This window comes from Kitasatospora sp. NBC_00240, assembly GCF_026342405.1.
Classification (GTDB): domain Bacteria; phylum Actinomycetota; class Actinomycetes; order Streptomycetales; family Streptomycetaceae; genus Kitasatospora.
The window spans coordinates 7298906-7317387 of sequence record NZ_JAPEMU010000001.1 but is presented as its reverse complement, the minus strand read 5'-3'; the positions used below and the strand labels follow the sequence as shown (position 1 = coordinate 7317387).

Sequence of the window (18482 nt, the reverse complement as noted above, 5' to 3'; positions counted from 1 at the left end):
CCTGGTCCTGGTCCTGGTCCTGCACCCGGTCCCTTTCCCGATCACGGGCAGGGGCAAGGCCGGCGACGGAGGCTCGTCAGGATGACGCGCGGGAACCCGGCCGGGCCGTACCGCGCCGCCCTACGGCGGTGCGGTACGGCCCGTGGTGCGGTTCCGGCGGCGGCCCGGCCCCGGCGATCGGCACCGGGTGGGTCACCGGCCCGGGTGCACGTCCCCGGGCCGCCGGGCGTGGGTCACCGCGCCTGGGTCACCGCGCCCGGGTCACCAGGCGGACGGCGCCGGCGGCGCGACCACCGGCGGGCGGTCGTCGCAGGTGATGGTGTTCGGCAGCTCCCAGCCGGCCAGCCAGGGGCCGGTGGTGCCGCCACCGTCGTTGCCGCCGAGGTCGTTCAGTGCGAACTCCGAACCGGCGGGGGTGAAGTGGAAGGTCCCGCAGTTGTTCACACCGACCGCGCCGACGTTGCGGGCGTCCACGTTCTCGAAGGTCGCGGAGCCGGCCGCGCGGGCGCTGACCACGGAGGTACCGGTGCCGTCGACCTTGATGTCCTTGAAGTGGACGTTGGTGATGGAGTACTGGTCCTTCACCGGCCAGTCGGCGACCAGCATGATCGCGTTGTAGGTGTTGTCGAGGAAGTTGTCGCCGGTCACCCGGATGTCCGCGTCGATGCTCTTGTCCAGCGCGGAGAACCAGATCGCGCCGAGGCCGATGTTCCAGTTCAGCTCGTAGGTACCGCCCCGGACGGTGGTGTTGTCGGTGATCGACAGCCGCCCGGTGAAGGCCTCGGCGCCGAAGCGGGAGCCGACGTGGATGGCGCTGCCCTCACGGACCGGGTCGGCGATCAGGTTGCCGGAGACGGTGTTGTCGGTGCCGCCGTAGATCGCGATGCCGTTGGCCAGCACCGGTGTCTGGACGGTGTTGTGGTCGAAGGTGTTGTTCGCGTCCGCGATCTTCTCGGACCACATGGCCAGGCCGTCGTCGCCGGAGTTGCGGACGAAGTTGTTCTGCACCAGCGAACCGGTCACACCGGTGTGGAAGTTGAGGCCGTCGGCGATCTGGTCGGCGATGACGTTGCGGGTGATCCGCAGGTTCTTCATCGGCCCGTCGAACCAGAGGCCGACCTTGGTGTGGTGGATGTACAGGCCGTCGATGGTGGAGTCGCTCAGCGCGCCGCCGATGCCGTTCACCTGGTCGGTGTCGATCCGCTCGCGGACGTCGCCCTCGATCGCGAAGCCGGACAGGTGGACGTTGTGGCTGCCGCCGGCCGCCGCGTCCTTGCCGTAGAAGCCGACGCCGGTGTGCACCGACTGGTCGGGCGCCGGGGTGGCCAGGTCGACCTGGTGGCCCTTGATGATCGTGTACCAGCTGCCGGCGCCCTCGATCGTCACGTCGTCCACGACGATGTGCCGGTTCACCTGGTAGGTGCCCGGCGGGATGTAGACCTTGAGGTGCTTGCGCTGGGCGAAGGCGATCGCGCGGTCGATGGCGTCCGCGGAGTCCCGCCGGCCGGTCGGGTCGGCCCCGAACGCCAGCACGTTGGCGGCGAGCAGCTCGACGTGCGGCAGTCCGACCAGCTCCGAGTCGACCAGGTCGACGACGGTCCAGGCGGCGTTGCTGCCGGCCGGGACGGTCAGCCGGACCTTGTCGCCCGCGCGGTACGTCCGGCCGAGCAGCAGGCGCTGCTCGTCGTAGAAGTGGTTCGGCCGGAACGGCTTGGCGATCTCGGGGGCCGGCGTGGTGGCGGCGGGCACGCAGCCGCACTCGGTGATCCACCAGTCGGGGTGCAGCAGGCCCGCGCCCGGGTCGTTGCTGAACGGGTACTGGTTGTAGAGCCAGGAGTACTGCGAGGTGAGCGTCGCCGTGGTGCGGTTCTTGCCGTTGACCGTGACGTCCAGGGGTGCGGTGATGCCGCCGCCGCCCGGCGCGTCCGGGATGCTGTACCGGACGGTGAGCGCGTTGGCCGCGCCGGGCAGGGTGAACTCGACGTACTGGCCCGGCGTCAGCTTGACCGCCTTACGGCCGGAGGCCTCCGCCGGCAGGGTGTACGCGGTGCGGTCCGGGCCGATCACCGCGCCGTTGGTGGCCGCGTTCTCCGCCTCCTGCTCGGCGAAGCCGACGCTGGCCCCGCGGCCCGCGACGAGCGAGGGGTCCAGGCCGGCCCGGGTCACCACCGGTGCCTGAGCGCCGCCCGCCGCCGGGCCGGCCCCGGCCGCGAAGGCCGGGCCGGTCATCAGGACGCCGAGGCCGACCGTCGCCGCGGTCACCGCCGCGACCGCGGCCCCCGCGGCCCCGCCGTTGCCGCCCGACCGCCGAGCGGGCCGTCTCGCTTCGGTTCCTGTGACGTTCCGTGACATCGCACTGCTCGTTTCTCTCGGGAGGGCGGGTGCCTGGAGACGCTGCGCGGCACCCGCGAACGCCTTGAGGGTGAGGCGACAGTAGGGCGCGCACGCTTCGCTCCACAAGCCTTCTGCCAAAGACTTGCAAAGCTGTGCCATCAAGCTTCATCAGAGACATTTGTTTTTGCGCACTGGGGCATCGCTCGTTGCGGAACCCCCGCAGACGAACGACCGCCGGGACAACCCCAGGAGGGCAGGGAAGCAGCACGATCAGCGACCGCGAGCCGGGCGAACGCCCGTTGCGGGACCACCACGGCCCGTCCGGGCCACCCGCCGGAGGCACCCCACCGGGAGACCGTCCGACGCGTACCGCCCAGCAGTTGCGACCGCGGGGCGCCACCGTGCCGGTCAGTGACCGGCCCCTCCAGCCCGCACACCACGCGGACGTGTCGGACACCGCCTACGACGACCGCGCCGGGCGGTTCGCCGCCTGCCTCACCGGCCGGCCGCCGGCACGCGGCCTGCTCGCCGCTTCCGGCGCACTCGTCCTGGTCGCCGACCGCGGCCGGTGGCCGACCTCGACCGCGGCCCGATCGGACCGCCGGCCCGGCGCACCCTCTCCCCCGAACGCGGGGCCCGGCCGCAGCGCGAGCCGGGGAAGGTCTGCATGAACCTGAAGAGGCTGGCACGAGTCGGACTGGCCCTGGCGGCAAGCGCGATCATGGTTGCCGGGTTGGAGGGGTCCGCCTCCGCCAGCGGGCTCAACGTGTCCGTCAACAAGAGCTGGGGCAGCTCGACCTTCTACCCGGACGGTGACTGGCTGTACAGCACCGACCTCTCCGCCGACGGCTACTCGGTGCACGGCAAGATCCAGCAGCTGGTCTGCGCCGACGTCGGCTGCGACGGGTACACCTGGCAGGACCTGCGCACCGGTTGCCACGACACCACCAGCATCGGCGACAACGGCAGCGAGATCCGCCAGTGCAACTACGACATCACCGAGAACCTCACCGTGCGCGTCTGTGAGGCCCGCTACAGCGACGGCACCCGCTACGGCGACTGGTACTGCAGCAACGAGACCAAGTCCTGATTCCGGGTGCGGTCCTGGCCCGGACGTCGCCGTCCGCCCGACCGGGCTGGCAAGCTGTGCTGATCGGGATGCCACCGGCCTCCCCGGGGCGAGGGGGTCCGGTCGTGGCCGACCACGGAATGCCGCAGCAGCGCGACCGCGGCCCGGCGGCCCGGCAAGCACCGCCCTTCGACGCGGAGTTGGGCGCCGCCCTGGCCGCCCGGGGAGCAGCGGCCAGGGAGCCGGTCACCCCGGCGGGCCTCGCGGCCGCGCAGCGGCGGGACGCCGTGGCCCGGCCCAGGCCGACGCTGCGCCAGCTGCGGGCCGACGGCCGGTTCGAGGTGCGGGAGCTGCGCCTGCCGGGCGGCCGGGACGGGACGGAGGTCACGCTGGTCGTCGCCCGGCCCGCCGGGATCCCCGGACCGCTGCCCGTCCTGTACTACCTGCACGGCGGCGGAATGATCATGGGCAACGCGTGGTCCGTGCTGCCCCGGCTGCTGCGCGAATGGGCCCTCCCGCTGCGGCTCGCCGTCGTCTCCGTCGAGTACCGGCTGGCGCCGGGGGCGCAGTACCTGGAGCCCGTGGAGGACTGCTACACCGGACTCGTCCGGGCCACCGGCCGGGCGGCCGAGCTCGGCCTCGACCCGGACCGCGTCCTCCTCGGCGGGAAGAGCGCCGGCGGCGGACTCGCCGCGGCGCTCGCCCTGCTGACCCGCGACCGCGGCGGCCCGGCCCCGATCGGCCACCTGCTCCTCAGCCCCATGCTCGACGACCGCGGCAGCACCTTCTCCAGCCACCAGATGGCCGGTGTCGACACCTGGGACCGGACCTCCAACGCGACCGCCTGGCAGGCCCTGCTCGGCGACCGGTACGGCGCCGCCGACCTCTCGCCCTACGCGGCCGCCGCCCGGGCCACCGACCTGTCCGGGCTGCCGCCGGCCTACATCGAGGTCGGGTCGGCCGAGACCTTCCGGGACGAGGCGGTGGCCTACGCGGACGCGATCTGGCGAGCCGGCGGGGAGGCCGAACTGCACGTCTGGCCGGGCGCCTTCCACGGCTTCGACACGGTCGCGCCGCGGGCCGCCCTCAGCCAGGACGCCCGCGAGGCCCGCACCCGCTGGCTCCGGCGGGTCCTCCTCCGCTGAGCCCCGCCGGCGAACGCCCCGCTCGACCAGGGCCGGCCGGGCGGCCGTACCACTCAGCGCCGGGATGAGGCACCGCTCAGCGCAGGGCGTCGAGCGTCCCCAGCAGCTCGTCCAGGCCCTCCGTCAGGCGGGCCCGGGTCTCGTCCGCCGGACGGTCCGCAGCCACCGGTATCGGCCCCCACCACCAGTTCGCGGCCTCGTGGGCCGGTGTGAACCCGGGGCCGGGGAAGTCGGACCCGACCCAGAGCCGGGCGGCCAGGCCCATGTACGCGCGGTGCAACGGCTGCTTCAGCTCCTGCGGGACGTCCGGGCTCCAGATGCCGAAGGTGAGCGGGGTCGGGAAGTCCGGGGACCACTTCTCGGGCTCGTAGCCGACATAGAGGTGCAGCCCGCCGACCGCGTACCGGGCGCGGAAGTAGACGCCGTTGCGGTCCACCCACTTGGGATTGCCCGTCCGGGTGGTGCGGGCGTCCCGGTCCATGCCGTCGAAGAGCAGCTCGGCGGTGGTGACGGCCTTGCGGAAGGTGCCGCGGGTGACGCCCTGTTCGAGTTCGGCGCGCGACCACTCCACCAGTTCCTTCTCCAAGCGCCCCACCAGCCCCTCCAACTGATCCACCTCGAAGTCCAGCTGGGGGAACCCGCCGTCCGCGGCCGCCCGGATCCGCCGCAGCAGCACCGGCCAGGAGGCCACCACCAGGTGCCGTCTGCCGCTGGTCGTCATGACCTGCAGCCCGGTGCCGTCCGGGGTGAACTCGTCGTAGCCCAGGCCCTCCTGGCGCACCCGCTCGGCCAGCTCCGCACAGAGCGGCTCGATCCGGGAACTCGGGCAGAGAAACAGCACCACGCCGCCCTCGGAGACCCCGCGCAGGTAGCCGCACGGCTGCGCGGCGGTCAGCTTGGCCCAGAACTTCCCCTCGACCACCACCCAGCGCTGCCCGTCGCGCTCGCCGACGATGTCGGGCCGGCCCTGCGAGTCGGCGGCCACGGCCTCGGGCCGGTACAGCAGGCGCTCCCGGTCGGCCGGGTCCACGGCCGACAGCGCGCCGAGCACCTCCCGCACCGGCGGGTACTCCCGGGCGAGGTAGTACAGCCCCGCGGTCGCCACCTGCTCCCGGCGGGTGACGAACTGATCCACGAGGTGCACGAGCAGGCCGTCCGGCACTGTCCCCCCAGGGTGCGCGCTGTCCGATGCCGAGCGACTCTACAGGTTCGGCGACGGGGGGCGCCGGGCCGTGCCCGGGGGTGGACAGCCCGGGGTGCCCGCCCGGGTGGCCGGGGCACCTGGACAGGCCGCCCGGGCGGGCAGGCCGCGGCCGGACCCTGGTGCGGGCGCGGGTGCGGGCGCCCTGGGCCTACCGGCTCCCGGCGCCGGCGGCGCCGTGCGGCAGTTCCTCCGCCCAGGGGCGCTCGCCCGGCGCGGGCATCCCCAGCCAGGTGATCACGGTGGGGACGACCCGGCCCAGCTCGGGGCGGAAGTGCGCACCCGTCCGTCCGTCGCCGGAGGAGCGGCCGGTGAGCCGGCGGCCGATCCACGGGCCGAGGTGGGAGCCGAGCCAGCGCAGGTCCGAGCGGAGCTTCGCGACCCGGCCGAGGGGCGCGGCGGCCGGCAGCGGCGCCCGCCAGTCGAAAGTGGCCGGGCGGCCGAGGGCCTCCAGGACGGCTTCGGCGACCCGGCGGTGGCCCTCCGGCGAGAGGTGGAGGCGGTCCTCGGCCCAGAGCCGGCGGTCGTCGAAGCAGGGGGCGGAGAACAGGTCGACGACAGCCACCCGGGGATCGGCGGCGAGCCCCTCCACGAAGGCCTTCATCCGCAGGATCGGGGGCAGCAGCCGGGCGCTGCCGCCCATCCGGCGGGTCGGATCGGTGCTGGTGAAGAGCACGACGACGGCGCCGGAGTCGAGCAGCGCGGCGGCGGACCTGCCGAGGAGTTCCTCCACCCGGTCGACGTCGCAGCCGGGCCGCAGGACGTCGTTCAGACCGCCGGCCAGGGTGACCAGCTCGCCGCGCAGGCCCGCCGCCTCGCCGATCTGCTCGTCGTGGATCTGGCCGATCAGCTTGCCGCGGACGGCGAGGTTGGCGTACCGGAATCCCGCGCCCTCGGGCTGCTCCGCGGCCAGCCGGGCGGCCACCCGGTCGGCCCAGCCGCGGTATCGGCCGTTCGGGAGCACGTCGTCGCACATGCCCTCGGTGAAGGAGTCCCCGACGGCGACGTAGCTGGTGAAGCTGGTGCGGCGGTCGGGGCGATCGGAACCGCGGGACACGCTGGAAGTGGCTGAGTTCTCCATGGCGCGACGATCGTACGCGCACTGGCACGGGCCGCCGCGACTGCCCCTACCCGTCCGTAACCCGTGCGGGCTCCGGCCGCCGCCCGCCCGCCGTCCGTCCCGGCGGGGTCGGCCGGCACCCGGTGCCGGTCACCAGACCGGGCGGATCCGCCCGGTGGGGCCGAGCCGGGCGAGGTCCTCGCGCAGCTCGCGGATCCGCCGCTCGCCGAGCAGCTCGGCCCACGGGCGGACGGCGTCGGCGGCGGCCTCGTCGGCGGCGCGGGTGCAGGCCCAGCCGCGTTCGGTGAGGACGACGAGCCTGGCGCGGGCATCGGTCGGGTGCGGGCGGCGCTCGACGTAGCCCTTGCGGATGAGCTCGTCGACCAGCTGGCTGGCCGCCTGCTTGGTCACGCCCAGGTGCGCGGCGATCTCGCCGACGCCGGCACCGTCCGGGGCGAGCCGGACGAAGGCGAAGCCGTGGGCGGGGCGGATGTCGTCGAAGCCGCGGGCCCGGACGCCGGCGTCGATGGTCTGCAGGAGGTCGGTGGCCAGGCCGAGGATCAGCGGGACGAGGGAGCTGTCGGCGTTCTCGGTCATGCCGAGGAGTCTGCCAGAGCGCTTGACAGGGTGGTCAATCTCCTTGACCATATAGTCAATCCGCTTGACTACTTTGCTCGACCGCCCGGAAGAGGAACCCGCCCATGCCCTTCGTCCCCGCCGACGCCGCCACCGTCCACGAGATCCACGGCGCCCGCTTCACCTCCTACGCGTCCACCGCCTCCGGCAGCACCGAACTGTGCGCCTGGCGGCTGGACGTCCCCGCCGGCAGCGTGGGCGTGCCGCACACCGTCGGACGCGAAGAGATCCTGCTGCTGCTCAGCGGCTCCCTGCTGATCACCCTCGACGACGAGGAACGCAAGGTGCTGCCCGGTGACACCGCGATCGTCCCGGCCGGCACCGTCCTGAAGGTAGACAACCCCGACGACCGGCCGGCCCGGGCCTGGGTGACCACCAGCACCGGGCTCACCGCCACCCTCCCCGACGGCTCGGTGTTCACCCCGCCGTGGGCCTCCTGACGGCCGGACCCGGTCGGCGCCGACCCCCGACCCGAAGACCGACCCGAGGACCGGACCGCCGTCCCGAGCCCGAAGAGCCGGGACGGGACGAGCAGTCACCCCGTGCGACCGGCCCCCTCCCGGCCACCCGCCCAACCCCCGGGACGGGTCTGCGGCATGCTGGAGATCCGTACGCAAGGGGGAAGGTCCGGATGAACACACCGTCGTGGCCGGAAGAACCGCTGTCGCCGCATGGACGGCAGACCGCCGCCCGGGCCCGCCGGGCCGCGGACACGCGATGACCGGCACCGTCCGGCGCCCGGCCCCCGCGCCCACCGCTGCCCGCTCCGCCGTGCCCGGCCTCGACGCCCCCGGCCCCGGCCCCGGCCCCGACGACTTGGGGCAGCCGGACGGCTACAGCATCGGCGAGCTGGCCGAGACCGCCGGGGTCAGCGTCAAGACCGTCCGGTTCTACTCCGACTCCGGGCTGCTCCCCGAGGCCGGACGCAGCCCGGGCGGCCATCGCCGGTACGGGGCCGGGGCGTTGGAGCGGCTGCGGACGGTCCGGCGGCTGCGGGCACTGGGCCTGGCCCTGCCGGCGGTCGCCGACGTCCTGCACGGCGAGGCCGAGTTGGCCGGCGCGCTGGCCCGCCAGCGCCAGGAGACCCATCGCCAGATGGCCGAACTCCGCTGGCGGGAGGCCGCCCTGGCGGCCTTCGAACTGGCCGGCCCGGAGGGCCTGGAGCTGCTCGGCGAGGCCCTGGACAGCCCGCCGGGCCCGGACGTGCTGGCGGCGTTCTGGCGCCGGATCCTGCCCGTACGGCTACCGGCCCGGCTGACGACCGCGATCGTCGGGTCGGCCGTCCCCGAGCTGCCCACCGACCCGACCCCGCAGCAGGCCCTGGCGTACGCCAGGCTGCACGCACTCGCCTCGGACCGGGCCGCCGCCGCGTCCATCCGGGAACTGACCGGCCCCGGGCCGGGGTGCGACGCGGTGAAGATGTACGACGGCCTCGGCGAGGCGTACGAGCTGGCCGGACAGGAGCTGCGGGCGGGCCGGCCGCCGGCGGCCGGCGGGGCGCTGGACTGCTTCGTCCAGGCCCACGCGGCGGCCGAGCGCACCACCGACTCGGCCGACTACCGGCGCGGGCTGGCCGCCCGCACGATCGGGCGGCGCGACCCGCGGATGGAGCGCTACTGGTCGCTGGCCGCCGAGCTGCGGGCGGACGGCGAGCCGGACATGGGATCGGCCCACACCTGGCTGGCGGCCGCCCTCAAGACCTCCGTGCGGTACGCCTGACGGCAGGGGCAGCCCCGGCCCGGCCGGTGTTCAGTCGCCGGCCGTGACACCCTGCACCGGCGCCGGGCCGAACCAGTGCTCCCGGACGGCGTCGGTCGGGCGCTGCTCACCCAGCAGGTCGGTGCCCCACTCGCCGAGCGCGAGGACGACCCGGCGCAGCGCGGTGCCGCGGTCGGTCAGCTCGTACACCACTGCGTTGGCGGGCCGCTCGAGTTTGCGGCGCAGGACGAGGCCGTCGGCCTCCAGCTGCTTGAGGCGGGCGGCGAGGATGTCGGTGGAGACGCCGGGCAGGTCGGCGTGCAGGTCGGTGTAGCGGCGTGGGCCGCCGAGGAGTTCACGGACGATCAGAAGACTCCAGCGCTCCCCCACCGCGTCCAGGGCGCGGGCGACGGCGCAGTACTGGTCGTAGCTTCGGCGTGACATGGGGATCAGCATAGCCAAAAGGTTGGACTTTCCAAGTGGTTACTTGGTAGAACAAAGCGACCAGGTCGTGAGGGTGAGGGTCGGGAGGCCGCTGATGGAGTTCCGCCAGTCCAGCAAGCTCAAGGGTGTCTGCTACGAGATCCGCGGGCCGGTGGTCGACCAGGCGAACGCGCTGGAGGAGGCCGGGCACAGCGTCCTGCGGCTGAACACCGGCAACCCCGCGACCTTCGGCTTCGAGGCGCCCGAGGAGATCATCCAGGACATCGTCCGCAACCTGCCGAACGCCCACGGCTACAGCGACTCCCGCGGCATCCTGCCGGCCCGCCGCGCCGTGGTGCAGTACTACCAGCAGCGCGGCGTCGGCGGCGTGACGGTCGACGACGTCTACCTCGGCAACGGCGTCTCCGAACTGATCCAGATGTCCGTGCAGGCCCTGGTGGACGACGGCGACGAAGTCCTCGTCCCGGCCCCCGACTTCCCGCTCTGGACGGCCGTGGTGCGCCTCGCCGGCGGCAAGGCCGTGCACTACCTCTGCGACGAGGAGGCCAACTGGTACCCCGACCTGGACGACATCGCCTCCAAGATCTCCCACCGCACCAAGGCCATCGTGGTCATCAACCCCAACAACCCGACGGGCGCCGTCTACCCGAAGGAGCTGCTGGAGGGCATCCTCGACCTGGCCCGGCGGCACAACCTGATGGTCCTCGCCGACGAGATCTACGACAAGATCCTCTACGACGGCACCGAGCACCACTGCCTGGCCGCGCTCGCCGACGACGTGGTCACCCTCACCTTCAACGGCCTCTCCAAGTCCTACCGGGTGGCGGGCTTCCGCAGCGGCTGGCTGGTCGTCTCCGGCCCCAAGGCCCGCGCCAAGGACTACCTGGAGGGCCTGACCATGCTCGCGGGCATGCGACTGTGCCCCAACGTCCCCGCCCAGTACGCCGTGCAGGCGGCGCTCGGCGGCCACCAGTCCATCAACGACCTGGTGCTGCCGACCGGCCGGCTCGCCGAGCAGCGCGACGTCGCCTGGCGGGCCCTCAACGACATCCCCGGCGTCAGCTGCGTCAAGCCCAAGGGCGCGCTGTACGCGTTCGCCAAGCTCGACCCGGCCGTGCACAAGATCGTCGACGACGAGAAGTTCGTCCTGGACCTGCTGCTCCGCGAGAAGATCCACATCGTCCAGGGCACCGGCTTCAACTGGCCCCGCCCCGACCACTTCCGCTTCGTCACCCTCCCGCGCGCCGACGACCTGGAGACCGCCATCAGCCGGATCGGCCGCTTCCTGACGACGTACCGGCAGTAGGCGGCCGAGCCCGGCCGCCGGACCGGACGCCCCGCCGGCCTCAGGTGCCGCGCGGGGCGTACATGATCACCACCACGCCGGCCAGACAGACCAGCGCGCCGATCACGTCGTACCGGTCCGGCCGGTAGCCGTCCAGCGCCATCGCCCAGGCCAGCGAGCCGGCCACGAACACCCCGCCGTACGCCGCCAGGATCCGGCCGAAGTTCGCATCCTGCTGGAGGGTGGCGACGAAGCCGTACGCCCCGAGCGCGACCACACCCGCGCCCACCCAGGCCCACCCCCGGTGCTCCCGCACGCCCTGCCAGACCAGCCAGGCGCCGCCGATCTCCAGCACGGCGGCGAGGACGAACAGCAGGGCGGAGCGCAGCACGGTCATGCCCCGACCCTACGACGGCCCGCGGCCCGGGTTGCCGTCGGTACGGCGGGTCGGCGGCCGGGCGGTGGTCGGTGCGGGCCGGCCCGCACCGACCACGGGATCACTCCACGGGCGGCGCGGTGACCACCGAGAAGTTGAAGTCCACCGGGCCGAGCACCCCGTACAGCCGGAGCCACAGCGGCATCAGCAGCTCGGTCGCGCGGGCACTCGACAGGTCCCCCAGGTCGACGATCCGGTCCGGCGCCCAGCCGAAGGACTCCAGGATCGCCGAGACCTCGGCCTTGGCGCCCGCGTCGTCGCCGCTGACGAAGACGTTGTGGTGGCCCGGAACCCGGCCGGGGTCGACCATCACGCTGTTGTTCATCGTGTTCAGCGTCTTGACGACCCGGGTCTCCGGGAACGCCTTCTGCAGCTGCTCCGCGAGGCTGCCGCCGTCCGGCGTGACCACGCTCGGCGGGAAACCGGCGGAGAAGTCGAGGGCGTTGGACACGTCGACCAGCACCTTGCCGCGCAGGTTGTCCGCGCCCGCGGCCTCCAGCACGGCCATCGAGACCAGGCCGCCGGTGGCGTTCACCACCAGCTCCCCGGCCGCGGCGGCGTCCGCGAAGGTGCCGTGCGCACCGCCGTTGTCCGCGGCCCACTGCTTCGCCTCGGCGTTGTCCGCCGTGCGGGAGCCGAGGGTGACCTGGTGGCCGAGCGAGGCGAGCTTGCCGGCCAGCCGACGGCCGACCTCACCGGTGCCCAGTACCGCGATCTTCATCTGCTTGCTCTCCTTCGTGTCCTTGCGTCATCACCGTGCGCGGGCCGCGATTTCTGCGGCCACGGCGTCGGACCGATCATCCCGGTCGGCGGCGCTGCCGGCAGGCGGTTCCCGATCTTGGATGCTCACCCAAACGCTCCGGAGCCTGGAGGGCGACGGCATCGTCCGCCGGGTGTCCTTCCCGGTCGTGCCTCCGCACGTCGAGTACTCGCTCACCCCGCTCGGCGACTCCCTCTCGCCCCTGCTCGCGGAACTCTGCCGCTGGGCCGAGAACCACCTCGGCGAGATCCGGGCCGCCCGAGCCGGGGACGCCCCCGGCCGGCCCGACAGCTAACCGCCGGCCCGAAGGACGGCAGGTCACCGTCCACGCACCCCACCGTCACCCGCCCGGGCGACCCACCACCACCCTGCGGATCCCCACCCGGCGCCGCGCCGGGCCGGCCGACAGCCCGTACGCCACGGCAGCAACCCCGTTGGCAGGCCGGGAAGGCACCCACGACGCCCGGCGGCACGGGCCTCGGCACCGGGACGACTTCCCCCGCCGGCCCCGGCCCGAGCACGGGACCACTCGGGCGAAAGGCACCCCGCACCTGCGGCGTAAGGTGCGATGAGGCGACCGGCGGCCCCACCTCCGTCGCCGCGGCACCCTCGCACCACCTTCCCCGAACGTCCCCACTCCCCCCCGGAAGGCCCCACCCTCATGCCCAAGCCCCCCGAGCCCGGCAGCCAAGCCCCCGAGTTCACCCTCCCCGGTGTCCTGCTCGACGAGGACATCGCCGAACGCCGCGACTACCGCCTCACCGAAGCCAAGGGCAACCCGCTCGTCCTGGTCTTCTACCCCGGCGACGACACCGCCGTCTGCACCAAGCAGCTCTGCTCCTACACCTCCGACCTGGACCGCTTCAAGGACCTCGGCGCCACCGTCTGGGGCATCAGCCCGCAGGACCTCGACAGCCACGAACGCTTCGCCCGCAAGCACCACCTCGCCTTCCCCCTGCTCGCCGACACCGACCGCGCCATCGCCCGCGCCTACGGCATCGCCGTCCCGGGTCTCGGCCTGCGCCGCTCCGTCTTCATCCTGGACGGCGACGGCACCGTCCGCTGGAAGCACGTCGCCCTGGCCGGTCTGACCTTCCAGCACAGCGACACCCTCGCCGCGCAGTTGGCGGCCCTGAAGGCCTGACGGCACGGGCGGCGCCGCCGGGGGAATTCGTCCGCAGGAATTATGCCGACCATTGCGGCCGCCTGACGAAGCGATCCACCCGGCGGCGCCGCCCGAACATCCTCGGGGCCGAACCCCGAGCCGATGGAATTCATCGAATTCACCCCCGCCGACCCGCTCCTGTTCCGTACGTTTCTCCCACCGAGAGGCACCCTCGGAGAGACCGGACCGCTGATGTTCCGCTGCTTGACGTTCCCTCAGGCGCCTGCGTGCCGACGCCCGGTGAAGGATATTGACCGTCACTCCGTCAGACCTCCCTGATAGCGTCCGAAGGCCCCGCGCGGCACACGTGCCGTCGGTGCCCGAATCATGGGAGGAATTTCCTACATGCCCCCGCTTCACACGGGTAGGTCGTCCGCCGCGACCGCCGATCCCGTAGCCGCCCGCCCCGGGCCGACCGGCCGCCGCGCCGGGTCGGTCCTCGCGGTCCTGCTCGCCGCCGGCGCCGTCCAGATACCCGCGCAGGCCTCCTTCGCGAGCACCCACCCGGCAGTCGCAGCGGCGCTCACCGCGGACACCGTTGCGCCGACCGAGCCCACCATCACCTCGGCGGACGGGTACGACCTGGCCAGCGGCGGGCTCGCCCCGGGGGTCACCCGCCGGGTCCGGTTCGCCTCCAGCGACGCCGAGGGTCTGGCCGGGTTCTGCTACAGCGTCAACGCTCCGCTGCCCACCCAGGCCGACTGCGGCGGCTACTGGGTCGCGGCCGGGTCCGACGGCAGCGCCACGGTGGGCATCGCCCCGGCTCTCTGGCCGACGAACCAGCTGACCGTCGAGGCCAGGGACAAGGCGGGAAACACCGCGTCGGCGAGCATCACCATCTCGACCGGCCTGAACACCCCCGCCCAGGTACCCGTCACCTCGCTCACCAAGGCGGCGAACGGCACTCTGGTGGCCTTCCGGGGCAACAGCGACGGCAGCCTCTGGGCCACCAACCAGACCAGCCCCACCTCGGGATTCCGGTCCTGGTACCAGGTCGGCGCCCCCGGTCACCGTGGTACCCCGGCCACCGTGCTCTCGCCGGCGGCAGGTGGCACCGTGCACGCTTTCGTCCGCGGCAGCGACAGCAGGATCACCGAGTACGCGCAGTCCGGTCCGACCTCGTCCTTCGACTCGACGACGGTGCTCGGCGGGCCGCTCGACGTCTTCGTCGGTGACCCGGCGGCGGTGCTGGCGGCCGACGGAACGATCGTCGTCGCGGGCGTGGACGCCATGAACAACCTGAAGGTCACCCGGCAGTCGTCCCCCGGCGGTGCCTTCGAACCCTGGGCCACCGTCGGCACCCGGGTCACCGGCGCCGTGAGCGCCGTCCTCTCCCCGGCCGGCGGCGGTACCGTCCAGCTGCTGGCACGGTCCGTGGACGGCCACCTCAAGGCCTACGCCCAGACCGGCCCCGGCTCGGCACCGGCCGCCGGACCGGCGCTCCCCGCCGGCACGCCGTTCTTCGCCGGCGACCCGAGCGTCACCGTGTCGGCCGGCGGCGGTCTGATCGTCGCGGCCGTCGACGTCAACGGTGACGTCTGGGCCACCGACCAGGCTTCCACCGGTGGCGACTTCCGCTACTGGTACAAGATCAGCCTCTTCGGTGGACTCTCCGGTGCCACCAGCCTCGTGCTCTCCCCCGGCGCCGACGGCACCGTCAACATCGTCGCCCGCACCACCGACGGCCACATCGCCCTCTTCGGCCAGAGCGGCCCCACCTCCGGCTTCAGCAGCGGCAGCTACCTCGGCACCACGAGCCCCACCTTCGCCGGCGACCCCCGCGTCGCCCTCGCCGCCAACGGTTCCATGATCGTCACCGCCACCGACACCACCGGCACCACCTGGGCCATCGACCAGCCCGCACCCGGCGCCGGCTTCCGCACCTGGTACCGCCTCTGACACCGCTCTCCGGCCGACCGACCCGCGTCCGTACCGCAGACTGTCGATCACGACATCCCGACCGGACGGACGAGCATCGGCGGCGAAACGCCGGAGCCGGGCCCCTGGGGATCAACTCCCCAGGGGCCCGGCTCCGTTCAGCTCGACCTCCGTGAGGGCTACCAGCCCCAGCCGCCGCCCTCGCCGTCGTCGTCGGTCTTGCTGTCCCAGCCCTCGCCGACCTTGCGGAGGATGGTGTAGTGGTCGACCTGGGTGCCGTTCTCGGCCAGTGCGGTGACCTTCATCTCGGACTTCTGGCCCAGGTGGGCCGGGGTGACGTCGACCTTGATGAAGGAGTAGCCGGTGTAGCGCACCCGGGACCACTCGACGGTCTCGGTGACCTTCACGCCGCCCTGGGCGAAGTGGTAGGTGTTCACCGAGTCCTGGTGGTCCTCGTGGCCCTCGTAGGTGTCCGGGGCGTCGAAGCTGTACAGGCTGCGGCCGGCCGCGCCCGCCGTCACGTAGACCACGCCGTCCTTGGCGGGCTCGACGGTGGCGCCGCTGGGCACCGCCTTGGCGACCTTGTTGCCGAGGATGGCGTCGGTGCGCTCGTAGACGTGGTTGTGACCGTTGATCACCAGGTCCACCCGGTACTTCTCGAACAGCGGCACCCAGGCCTCGCGGACGCCGCCCTCGGAGGCGTGCTGGTGGGTGGTGGAGAAGGCGCAGTGGTGGAAGAAGATGACGATGAAGTCGACCGTCTCGTCGTTCCGCAGGTCCTTGAGCTGGCGCTCCAGCCACTTGGTCTGCTTGCCCGCCGAGATGCCGAGGTTGGCCGGGATCTCGTACGAGACGTCGTTGGCGTCCAGGGAGATGACGCCGACGTTCTTGTAGCGGAAGGTGTAGACGCCGGGGACGGTGCGCGGGTCCGGGCCGTTGTCCGGCAGGAAGAAGCGGTGGTTCTCGCCGCCGTAGCCGTTCGCCGAGTACCAGGCCTCCATGTCGTGGTTGCCGTAGGAGACCATCCACGGGACCTTGGAGGCGACCGTCTCGGTCTGCGCGAGGAAGGCGTCCCAGGTGGTGGCGTTGAACGCGGCCTTGTCGGAGTCCTGGCCGGAGCCGGCCGCGTCGGCGTAGCAGATGTCGCCGGCGTGCAGGTGGAAGGCCGGGTTCTGAGCCAGGATGATGTGGTCGTTGCCGGCCGCGTGGGCGCTGACGCCCTGGTCGCCGAAGGCCGTAAAGGTGAACGGCTCGTAGACCTTGCCCCACATGTGCTCGCGGGCGGGCGCGGTGCGGAAGGTGCTCAGGGTGGAGACGGCCTGCTGGGAGGCCGGGTCGAAGCCCTGGTGGCCGACGCCGTAGTAGTACGTGGTGTCGGGCTGCAGGTCCTCCAGCGCGACGTGCAGGTAGTACTGGTCGACCGGCGCGCCGGTCTGGACGAGCGCCGGCGTGTGCAGGGCACGCACCTCGGCGGCGACCTTGTGGCTGAGGTCCCACGGCTGCTTGCCGAAGCGCAGGAAGGGCTTCTTGACCGGCGCGGGGACCTGCCAGGAGATCCGGAACTGGGTGTCCGGCTCGGGCCCGAACGAGAGGTGACGGCCGATCGGGGCGACCAGCGAGCCGTCGATGCCGTCCGTGGTGGCGACCGGGGCCGGCTGCGGCGCCGCGGAGGCGCTGCCGGTGCCGAGCGTGCCGCCGACCGCGAGCGCGCCGACGGTGATGGCGCCGGTGCGCAGCATCCGGCGGCGGGAGAAGCGGCTGCGGAGGTACTCGTGCTGCTCCGCCATGCTCATACGGTCGGCGAGCTTCTCGGGCACGCCCATGCGTGGGATATCCATGGCCCGGACTTTTGCAGCGCCGGATTGCCCGGACACGGACATCCGGTGAACGAGCACCGGCGCGCCGCCCATTCGAACTCCAATGTTCGACCATGGCCAGGCAAAATGATCCCGCCGCGCGGTGCGCCGTGCCTGCGCGGCCCCACCCCGCGCCGGTGGAGGGGTTCTCACGCCGGCTCAGAGCGGGTCCCCGGGCCACAGCCCCTTCAGTGCACGCAGAACTCGTTGCCCTCCGGGTCCTGCATGACGCTGTAGCAGGAGCCCGTGTCGGGCGAGTCCTCGCTCCGCAGCCGGGTGGCGCCGAGCTGCTCCAGCCGGGCGGCCTCGGCATGGACCCGCTCCCGGCGGGTCTCGAACGGGACGCCGCGACCGCCGCTGACGCCGAGGTCGGGGTGCAGCCGGTTCTTGACCGCCTTGGCCTCGGGCACCTGCTGGAACCAGATCCGCGGGCCGGTGCCGTCCGGGTCCACGATCGAGTCGCTGCAGTCCCCCGTGCCGAGTTCCTCCTCGGGCACGCCCTGGTCGAGCCAGTAGGCCCGCCAGGTCGGGAAGGGCGCGGGGGCGGGCTCGACCCGGTACCCGAGGGCGGCGGCCCAGAAGGCGGCGAGCCGGTCGGGATCCGCGCAGTCGACGGTCAGCTGGAGCTTGGGTTTCATGACGGACAGCCAACAACGCCGCCGTCGCGAAAGCCAGCCCCGGGGCGGGCCGGCCGGCCTGCGTGTCCCCCGTGGCGGTAGGCCGGTCCGGCCGTGGCGGTAGGCCGGTCCGGCCGCGGCGGGTGTCAGGTCCGGCGGGCGCTCAGTCCGTCCAGGGTGAGGTCGAGAAGCCGTTCGGCCTGGGTGCGCTGCTCGGGCCGGCCCGAGGCGAGGGCGATGCCGCTGAGGGCGGCGAACATGTCGGCCGGACCGATGTCCGAGCGGATGGTGCCGGTCGCCACCGCGGCGTCCATCAGCGAGGTGAGTGCTTCGAGCATCATCCGGCGGCTGTGGTCGTAGGGGTCGACGCCGGACGCGACGACGGCGCGCAAGGCCTCGGCCATGCCGAGCTTGGCACTCGCGTAGTCGAGGAAGCGGCCCGCCCAGTCCCGCAGGGCGTCCTGCGGCGGCATGGTCGCCAGCAGCTCGGGGACGGCGTCGCAGAGCCGGCTCAGCTCGTTGCGGTAGGCGGCCTCGATCAGGAGTTCCCGGGTGGGGAAGTTCCGGTAGAGGGTGCCGGTGCCCACGCCCGCTTCCTTGGCGATGCGTTCGAGGTGTGCGTCCAGGCCCTGTTCGGCGAAGACGCGCACCGCGGCGGCGAGGATCTTGTCGCGGTTGCGCTGCGCGTCGGCGCGCAGCGGGCGCCCTGCGTCGGTGGCCATGTCGAGTCTCCTGTCGTCCCCGCTTGCTATCCGGAGGCGCCTCCGCTTACCTTGAAGCGAAGCGGCGGCGCCTCCACATTCACTCTAGGCCATGCCCCGCCCGCCCCGTCGGGAGCCGAATCCCGCCTGCCCGGACAGCCCTCGTCCGCATACGCACGACACCCTCGAACCCACGG

17 protein-coding genes and 1 pseudogene are annotated in these 18482 nt (G+C 73.1%); 8 read left to right on the top strand and 10 right to left on the bottom strand.

From position 1 onward, the window contains the following. Positions 1 to 261 precede the first annotated feature (261 nt). A complete protein-coding gene (locus tag OG689_RS31315; protein ID WP_266327562.1) occupies positions 262 to 2229 on the bottom strand; it encodes a glycosyl hydrolase family 28-related protein in 1968 nt (655 codons plus the stop codon). 772 nt (positions 2230 to 3001) lie between these two features. Between OG689_RS31315 and OG689_RS31310 the strand changes: the two genes are divergently transcribed. Together OG689_RS31310 and OG689_RS31305 are read left to right on the top strand one after the other, a co-directional pair. Beyond that, entirely contained in the window at positions 3002 to 3424 is a 423-nt protein-coding gene (locus tag OG689_RS31310; protein WP_266324205.1) for a hypothetical protein, read from the top strand. A 104-nt stretch (positions 3425 to 3528) separates the two neighbouring features. After that, positions 3529 to 4548: an alpha/beta hydrolase gene (locus OG689_RS31305; RefSeq protein WP_323189339.1), complete on the top strand. Its 1020-nt coding sequence runs from the start codon at positions 3529 to 3531 to the stop codon at positions 4546 to 4548. A 76-nt stretch (positions 4549 to 4624) separates the two neighbouring features. On the opposite strand, the gene OG689_RS31300 is transcribed toward OG689_RS31305, so the two are convergent. From OG689_RS31300 to OG689_RS31290, 3 genes are all read right to left on the bottom strand, one after another. After that, positions 4625 to 5692, bottom strand: coding sequence for a hypothetical protein (locus OG689_RS31300; protein WP_266324204.1), 1068 nt, complete (start codon positions 5690 to 5692; stop codon positions 4625 to 4627). A gap of 208 nt (positions 5693 to 5900) precedes the next feature. Beyond that, the gene (locus tag OG689_RS31295; RefSeq protein WP_266324203.1) at positions 5901 to 6830 is read right to left on the bottom strand and encodes an SGNH/GDSL hydrolase family protein; all 930 of its coding nucleotides are present in this window, start codon (positions 6828 to 6830) and stop codon (positions 5901 to 5903) included. 129 nt (positions 6831 to 6959) lie between these two features. Next, a complete protein-coding gene (locus tag OG689_RS31290; RefSeq protein ID WP_266324202.1) occupies positions 6960 to 7406 on the bottom strand; it encodes a MarR family winged helix-turn-helix transcriptional regulator in 447 nt (148 codons plus the stop codon). Between the two features lie 104 nt (positions 7407 to 7510). On the opposite strand from OG689_RS31290, the gene OG689_RS31285 reads away from it, so the two are divergent. Continuing rightward, positions 7511 to 7885 carry a cupin domain-containing protein gene (locus OG689_RS31285; protein WP_266324201.1) on the top strand — a complete coding sequence of 125 codons (375 nt, stop codon included), beginning with the start codon at positions 7511 to 7513 and terminating at the stop codon, positions 7883 to 7885. A 277-nt stretch (positions 7886 to 8162) separates the two neighbouring features. After that, complete coding sequence (locus OG689_RS31280; RefSeq protein WP_266324200.1) at positions 8163 to 9164, top strand: MerR family transcriptional regulator; 1002 nt, start codon at positions 8163 to 8165, stop codon at positions 9162 to 9164. Positions 9165 to 9233: 69 nt separating this feature from the next. On the opposite strand, the pseudogene OG689_RS31275 reads toward OG689_RS31280, so the two are convergent. Continuing rightward, positions 9234 to 9587, bottom strand: a pseudogene (locus OG689_RS31275) (winged helix-turn-helix transcriptional regulator); the annotation flags it as partial. Positions 9588 to 9681: 94 nt separating this feature from the next. On the opposite strand from OG689_RS31275, the gene OG689_RS31270 reads away from it, so the two are divergent. Next, complete coding sequence (locus tag OG689_RS31270; RefSeq protein ID WP_266324199.1) at positions 9682 to 10893, top strand: pyridoxal phosphate-dependent aminotransferase; 1212 nt, start codon at positions 9682 to 9684, stop codon at positions 10891 to 10893. Between the two features lie 40 nt (positions 10894 to 10933). Here OG689_RS31270 and OG689_RS31265 read toward each other — a convergent pair whose 3' ends face one another. Continuing rightward, positions 10934 to 11269, bottom strand: coding sequence for a YnfA family protein (locus tag OG689_RS31265; RefSeq protein WP_266324198.1), 336 nt, complete (start codon positions 11267 to 11269; stop codon positions 10934 to 10936). Between the two features lie 100 nt (positions 11270 to 11369). Next, complete coding sequence (locus OG689_RS31260; protein ID WP_266324197.1) at positions 11370 to 12029, bottom strand: NAD(P)-binding domain-containing protein; 660 nt, start codon at positions 12027 to 12029, stop codon at positions 11370 to 11372. Positions 12030 to 12150: 121 nt separating this feature from the next. Between OG689_RS31260 and OG689_RS31255 the strand changes: the two genes are divergently transcribed. The 3 genes from OG689_RS31255 (at position 12151) to OG689_RS31245 (ending at position 15132) form a co-directional block, all read left to right on the top strand. Then, the gene (locus OG689_RS31255) at positions 12151 to 12363 is read left to right on the top strand and encodes a helix-turn-helix domain-containing protein (protein WP_266324196.1); all 213 of its coding nucleotides are present in this window, start codon (positions 12151 to 12153) and stop codon (positions 12361 to 12363) included. A 366-nt stretch (positions 12364 to 12729) separates the two neighbouring features. Then, the gene (locus tag OG689_RS31250; protein ID WP_266324195.1) at positions 12730 to 13212 is read left to right on the top strand and encodes a peroxiredoxin; all 483 of its coding nucleotides are present in this window, start codon (positions 12730 to 12732) and stop codon (positions 13210 to 13212) included. Positions 13213 to 13578: 366 nt separating this feature from the next. After that, the gene (locus OG689_RS31245) at positions 13579 to 15132 is read left to right on the top strand and encodes a hypothetical protein (protein WP_266324194.1); all 1554 of its coding nucleotides are present in this window, start codon (positions 13579 to 13581) and stop codon (positions 15130 to 15132) included. Between the two features lie 158 nt (positions 15133 to 15290). On the opposite strand, the gene OG689_RS31240 is transcribed toward OG689_RS31245, so the two are convergent. The 3 genes from OG689_RS31240 to OG689_RS31230 all read right to left on the bottom strand — a co-directional run bounded on the left by OG689_RS31240 (position 15291) and on the right by OG689_RS31230 (position 18306). Next, positions 15291 to 16949 (bottom strand): metallophosphoesterase family protein, encoded by a 1659-nt coding sequence (locus tag OG689_RS31240; protein ID WP_266324193.1) that lies wholly within the window; start codon positions 16947 to 16949, stop codon positions 15291 to 15293. Between the two features lie 206 nt (positions 16950 to 17155). Beyond that, positions 17156 to 17605, bottom strand: a complete 450-nt coding sequence (locus OG689_RS31235; protein WP_266324192.1) for a VOC family protein — start codon at positions 17603 to 17605, stop codon at positions 17156 to 17158. Positions 17606 to 17730: 125 nt separating this feature from the next. Continuing rightward, positions 17731 to 18306 carry a TetR/AcrR family transcriptional regulator gene (locus OG689_RS31230; protein ID WP_266324191.1) on the bottom strand — a complete coding sequence of 192 codons (576 nt, stop codon included), beginning with the start codon at positions 18304 to 18306 and terminating at the stop codon, positions 17731 to 17733. Between the last annotated feature and the right edge of the window lie 176 nt (positions 18307 to 18482).

Bases quoted from the DNA above. Each gene is read 5' to 3' on its own strand.
- OG689_RS31315 (WP_266327562.1), bottom strand. From the start codon at position 2,229: ATGACCGGCCCGGCCTTCGCGGCCGGGGCCGGCCCGGCGGCGGGCGGC.
- OG689_RS31310 (WP_266324205.1), top strand. From the start codon at position 3,002: ATGAACCTGAAGAGGCTGGCACGAGTCGGACTGGCCCTGGCGGCAAGC.
- OG689_RS31295 (WP_266324203.1), bottom strand. From the start codon at position 6,830: ATGGAGAACTCAGCCACTTCCAGCGTGTCCCGCGGTTCCGATCGCCCC.
- OG689_RS31290 (WP_266324202.1), bottom strand. From the start codon at position 7,406: ATGACCGAGAACGCCGACAGCTCCCTCGTCCCGCTGATCCTCGGCCTG.
- OG689_RS31285 (WP_266324201.1), top strand. From the start codon at position 7,511: ATGCCCTTCGTCCCCGCCGACGCCGCCACCGTCCACGAGATCCACGGC.
- OG689_RS31280 (WP_266324200.1), top strand. From the start codon at position 8,163: ATGACCGGCACCGTCCGGCGCCCGGCCCCCGCGCCCACCGCTGCCCGC.
- OG689_RS31270 (WP_266324199.1), top strand. From the start codon at position 9,682: ATGGAGTTCCGCCAGTCCAGCAAGCTCAAGGGTGTCTGCTACGAGATC.
- OG689_RS31265 (WP_266324198.1), bottom strand. From the start codon at position 11,269: ATGACCGTGCTGCGCTCCGCCCTGCTGTTCGTCCTCGCCGCCGTGCTG.
- OG689_RS31260 (WP_266324197.1), bottom strand. From the start codon at position 12,029: ATGAAGATCGCGGTACTGGGCACCGGTGAGGTCGGCCGTCGGCTGGCC.
- OG689_RS31255 (WP_266324196.1), top strand. From the start codon at position 12,151: ATGCTCACCCAAACGCTCCGGAGCCTGGAGGGCGACGGCATCGTCCGC.
- OG689_RS31250 (WP_266324195.1), top strand. From the start codon at position 12,730: ATGCCCAAGCCCCCCGAGCCCGGCAGCCAAGCCCCCGAGTTCACCCTC.
- OG689_RS31245 (WP_266324194.1), top strand. From the start codon at position 13,579: ATGCCCCCGCTTCACACGGGTAGGTCGTCCGCCGCGACCGCCGATCCC.
- OG689_RS31240 (WP_266324193.1), bottom strand. From the start codon at position 16,949: ATGGATATCCCACGCATGGGCGTGCCCGAGAAGCTCGCCGACCGTATG.
- OG689_RS31235 (WP_266324192.1), bottom strand. From the start codon at position 17,605: ATGAAACCCAAGCTCCAGCTGACCGTCGACTGCGCGGATCCCGACCGG.
- OG689_RS31230 (WP_266324191.1), bottom strand. From the start codon at position 18,306: ATGGCCACCGACGCAGGGCGCCCGCTGCGCGCCGACGCGCAGCGCAAC.